Origin of the sequence: Devosia insulae DS-56 (assembly GCF_000970465.2) — a bacterium.
In the GTDB taxonomy this organism is placed as follows: Bacteria; Pseudomonadota; Alphaproteobacteria; order Rhizobiales; family Devosiaceae; genus Devosia_A; species Devosia_A insulae.
Map to the genome: position 1 here is coordinate 1 of NZ_LAJE02000046.1, position 5,097 is coordinate 5,097.

Annotated in this window: 3 protein-coding genes; 2 read left to right on the top strand and 1 reads right to left on the bottom strand. The window is 65.5% G+C overall.

Annotated elements, in window-relative coordinates; translation table 11 throughout:
• Nucleotides 1–37: 37 nt before the first annotated feature.
• Nucleotides 38–1,615, bottom strand: coding sequence for an ABC transporter substrate-binding protein (locus tag VW23_RS02335; RefSeq protein WP_084645442.1), 1,578 nt, complete (start codon nucleotides 1,613–1,615; stop codon nucleotides 38–40).
• Nucleotides 1,616–1,862: 247 nt separating this feature from the next.
• Between VW23_RS02335 and VW23_RS02340 the strand changes: the two genes are divergently transcribed.
• Complete coding sequence (locus VW23_RS02340) at nucleotides 1,863–3,062, top strand: mandelate racemase/muconate lactonizing enzyme family protein (RefSeq protein WP_069907984.1); 1,200 nt, start codon at nucleotides 1,863–1,865, stop codon at nucleotides 3,060–3,062.
• Between the two features lie 354 nt (nucleotides 3,063–3,416).
• The coding region (locus VW23_RS02345; RefSeq protein ID WP_069907985.1) for an IlvD/Edd family dehydratase at nucleotides 3,417–5,097 on the top strand (1,681 nt) is incomplete at its 3' end.

Below are 5,097 nucleotides of genomic sequence, written 5' to 3' on the forward strand. Positions count from 1 at the left end.
GGATGAAGGAGAAGCCGGTGGCCCATCCCCCGTACGATCAGTTCTCCAGCCAGACGTTCGACACCCGAGTGTTGTAGAACGGCACAAACCCCTTCACGTTCGAGCGGGTGCCCTGGACGTTCGACATCACGCCGAATGGAATGGCGAGCACGTTCTCGAACACCACTTTCTGCGCATCGGCGAAGGCGGCGGCCCGGTCCTCGATGGTGGCGCCACCCGTGACGCGCTGGAATGCGGCGTTGTAGTCGGGATCACCCGCCGGGTCCTGCGGTTTATAGATATTGGCGGGGGCCGCGAGGTTGCGCAGCGTCGTCGCGCCGCCCTGGGCGGCCGAGCCGGTCCAGTGGGTGAAGAAGAAGTTCCACCCGGTGGTTTCCTTCTCGCTGGTGGCGAGTGCCGTCGGCCAGTCGAACACCTTGAGTTCGGCGTTGAAGCCGGCTGCCTGCAACTGCGCCTGCATCACCAAAGCGGTGTTGTACATGGTGGTGATCTGCTGGGTGGTCAGCAGCACGATCGGCTCGTTGTTGTAGCCGGCCTCGGCGAGCAGCGCCTTGGCCTTGTCGGCATTGTTCTGGTTGTAGAGTTCGCCGCCGGCTTCGGAGAAATAGGCGGTGCCGGGGAATTGCAGGCTGGGGTTGAGCTTGTAGACGCCGTCGGTCGACGCCTCCATGATCTCATCCATGTTGAGCGCGGCCAGCATAGCCTGGCGCACCTTGAGGTTGTCGGTGGGCGGCGCCGACCAGTTCGGATAGCCGACATTGAGGCCGTAGGCTTCGAGCGTCAGCAGCTCGACTCCATCGACGGCGGCGAGACGCTCCATCGAGATGGCCGGCACCGATTCGACGATGTGGACTTCGCCGGTTTCGAGCGCCGCCATGCGGGCGGCGGTTTCGGTGAGCATGCGGAAGGTGACGGTATCGACGCAGGCCTGCTTGTAGCCGGCAAAGCCGCTGAGACCGGTAAGCGTGGTGCCCGGGGTGTAGTCGGCATAGCGGTCGAGCCGCACATGGCTGTCGGGCACGAACTCGCCCAGCTTGAACGGCCCGGTGCCGATGACGTCGATCTGTCCGGCGGCCTTCGTCGCCTCTTCGGCGGGCATGATGACGACGGGAGCGGTCGACGACGAGAGGTTCTCGAGGAAGTTCGGCTGCGGCGCCTTGAGCGTGATGACGAAGGTGGTGTCATCAGGGGCGGTCCAGCCCGCCACCGCTTCGAGGATCGAGCGGCTGACGCCGACGGTCTTGTAGCGGTCGAACGAAGCGACGACGTCGGCCGAAGTCATCGGCTTGCCGTTGTGGAACTTCACCCCCTGGCGCAGCTTGAAGGTGTAGCTCAACCCGTCGGCGCTGGGCTCGATCGAGTCAGCGAGATCGGGCACCGGCCGCATGTTCTCGTCGCGGATGATCAGCGCTTCGAAGATGTTCATGGCGATGTTGCGGGTCGCCGACGAGGTGGCCGTCTGCTGGTCGAGCGTGCCGGCGGCGGCTTCGAGCCCCACCACCAGATCGCCGCCCTGCTGCGGGCAGCTGAACCGATCCTGAGCCATCGCGCCGAAACTGGCGAGAAGGCCCAGCGTCACTGCCGAGCTGAAAAGAAGATGCTTCCTGTTACCCATTATCCGTCCCTCCTGAAAATAGACGCGTATCGACAGGGACCGGGCCCCTGATCGAAAGGGGTGGAACGCGCATCGCCCCAACGACTTGCGTTTCCGATCCCGACCTGTATCGTGGTCGACATGTATCGTTAAAGGTATTCAGTCAGCTTCACGAGGGATCGTCAAGAGGGTGCGGGAATTTTCGTCGGGAAGGCAGGCCACGCGCCGAGTCCCCGCGGGTCTCACGGCGACAGAGGAAGGAATGCGAATGAAGATCACCGAGGTCGAGACGCTCTATACCGAGGAGTTCTCGAACGTCATCTGGGTGCGGGTGCACACCGACGCCGGCGTTACCGGACTGGGCGAGACGTTCTTCGGGCCGGGCTCGGTCACCGCCCATGTGCACGAGGTGCTGGCGCACAAGCTGCTGGGTCGCGATCCGCTGGCGATCGAGGCGATCAACCGCGAGATGGTCTATGCGGCGCTGGGGTTCTCGTCGTCAGGGGCCGAAATGCGGGCCGCGTCGGCGGTCGACATCGCGCTATGGGACCTGTTCGGCAAGGTCTGCAACCTGCCGGTGCACCAGATGCTGGGTGGGCTGAGCCACCAGCGGCTGCGCATCTACAACACCTGCGCCAACCCTCGCTACGCGCAGGCCCGCAACTTCCGGCCGGTGGATAACTGGGCCTCGGGGCAGGGCGATGCCCGCTATGCCGATCTCGACGGCTTCATGCATCGGGCGGGCGAGCTGGCGGAGGACCTCCTGGCGTCGGGGATCACGGCGATGAAGATCTGGCCGTTCGATCCGCCGGCAATGGAGAATGACGGGCGCTACATCACCACCGACCAGCTGAAGCTGGCGCTTGAGCCATTCGAGAAAATCCGCAAGGCGGTCGGCGACCGCATTGAGATCATGGTGGAACTGCATAGCCTGTGGAACCTGCCGACCGCCAAGCAGATCGCGAGGGCCCTGGAGCCGTTTCAGCCGACCTGGTTCGAAGATCCGATCCGCATGAACTCGCCGCAGGCGCTGGCCGAGTTCGCGCGCTCGACCCCGATATCGGTCTGTGCCAGCGAAGTGCTGGCGACGCGCTTTCCCTACAAGGACCTGCTCGACCGCGACGCCACCCACGTGGTGATGGTCGATATCGGCTGGTGCGGTGGGCTCACCGAGGCACGGAAGATCGCCGCGCTGGCCGACACCTATCACCGGCCGTTCGCCGCGCATGACTGCGTCGGCCCGGTGGCGTTCGCCGCGGGGGTGCACGCCTCGTTCAGCCAGCCCAACACGCTGATCCAGGAGAGCGTCCGGGCCTATTACAACGGCTGGTACAAGGACCTGGTGACGGCGACGCCGCGGATCGAGGGTGGCTACGTGTATCCGATGGAGGGACCGGGGCTGGGGACTGAACTGAGGCCGGAGGTGTTCGATCGGGGGGATCTGGTGCGGAAGGTGTCGCGGGTTTAGGGGCAGGGAGGCGCTGACAGTGACGTGATCGCCTTCTCCCCTTGTGGTCGCGGGACGAGGGCGCAGCCCTCGCCCGGAGGTGCCCGAAGGGCGGATGAGGGGTATCTCTCCGCGCATTGGGTCGCTCCTCGCTTCGCTCGGAGCGCGCTACACTTCGTTGCGCGGACCCCTCATCCGGCCTTCGGCCACCTTCTCCCACAAGGGGAGAAGGCCCTCGCCTCACGGCCGGAACTTGAGGCACCATCATCTCATGGTCGTATCCCGCAGAAAGCCCCTTGACGGCATTCGAGCATGTAACGTTACATTGCACACCGGCGAAAACACCGAACAACAGCCGCACGGATACGCGTTCAGATGAGCATTGAGACCACCCCAGCCAGTGCCGCCAAGCCGGGCGAGCCGCGGGCTTATCGCAGCGCCGAGTGGTTTGCGCGCGCCGGCAAATATGGCTTCGTGCCGCGCAGCTGGATGAAGAGCCAGGGGTTCTCGCCTGAGCTGCTCGATGGCCGGCCGGTGATCGGTATCTGCAACACCTGGTCGGAACTGACCAACTGCAACCGGCACCTGCGCGAGCTGGCCGAGCATGTGAAGCGGGGCGTGCTGATGGCGGGTGGCTTCCCGCTGGAGTTCCCGGTAACGAGCCTGGGTGAGCCGCTGATGCGGCCGACCACCATGATGTTCCGCAACCTCGTCGCCATGGATGTCGAAGAGACCATCCGCGCTAACCCGATCGACGGGGTGGTGCTGCTCGCCGGCTGCGACAAGACCACGCCGGCGGTGCTGATGGGGGCGGCGAGCTGCGATGTGCCCGCCGTGCTGGTGTCGGGCGGGCCGATGCTCAATGCCCGCTTCCGCGGCCGGGTGCTCGGTTCGGGCACCGACATCTTCAAGCTCGATGAGGAATATCGCACCGGCAAGATCTCGAAGGCCGACCTCGACGCAGCCGAGGCGGCGATGAGCCGCTCGGCCGGCTCGTGCATGACCATGGGCACCGCCTCGACCATGGCGTCGCTGGGCGAAGCGATGGGCATCGGCTTTGCCATGAACGGCTCGATCCCGGCGCCCGACAGCCGCCGCGCCGTGCTGGCCGAGCAATCGGGCAAGCGCGCCGTCGAACTGGTGCGGCAGAACATCACCATCTCGAAAATCCTGACCCGGGCGGCGTTCGAGAACGCGGTGAAGGTCAATGGCGCCATCGGCGGCTCCACCAATGCAGTGGTGCACCTGCTCGCCCTCGCCGGACGGCTGGGCGTCGATTTCAAGCTCGAGGATTGGGACGCGCTCGGCCGTGACGTGCCGACCATTGTCGACCTCAAGCCCTCGGGCCGCTTCCTGATGGAAGAGTTCTTCGATGCCGGTGGGTTGCCGGTGGTGATGCAGCGCATCTCGCATCTGCTCAACCTCGACGCCGTCGCCGTCGAAGGCGGCACCATCGGCGAGCGCATCGCCAACGCCGAGTGCTGGAACGACGAGGTGATCCGGTCGCTCGACAAGCCGCTGACGCCGCAGGGCGGCATGATGGTGCTGAAGGGCAACCTTGCCCCTAACGGCGCCATCATCAAGCCGTCGGCGGCTTCGCCGCGGCTGATGCAGCACCGTGGCCGGGCCATGGTGTTCGAAAACGCCGAGGATCTGAGGGCCCGCATCGACGACCCCGATCTCGATGTCGATGCCGACAGCATCCTGGTGCTGAAGAATGCGGGCCCGCGCGGTTATCCCGGCATGCCGGAAGCCGGCACCATGGCGTTGCCCAAGAAGCTGCTGGAGCAGGGCGTCACCGACATGGTGCGGGTTTCGGATGCGCGGATGAGCGGCACGGCGTTCGGCACCGTGGTGCTGCATGTGGCGCCGGAATCGGCGCTGGGCGGGCCGCTGGCGCTGGTCAAAACCGGCGACTTCATCGTGCTCGACTGCGCTGCGCGCAAGCTCGAGCTCGAAATTTCCGCCGAGGAGCTGGCGCGCCGCCAGGCGGCCTTCGTGCCGCCGCCGCCGGCCTATGAGCGCGGCTATGGCCGGCTCTACATCGACCATGTGC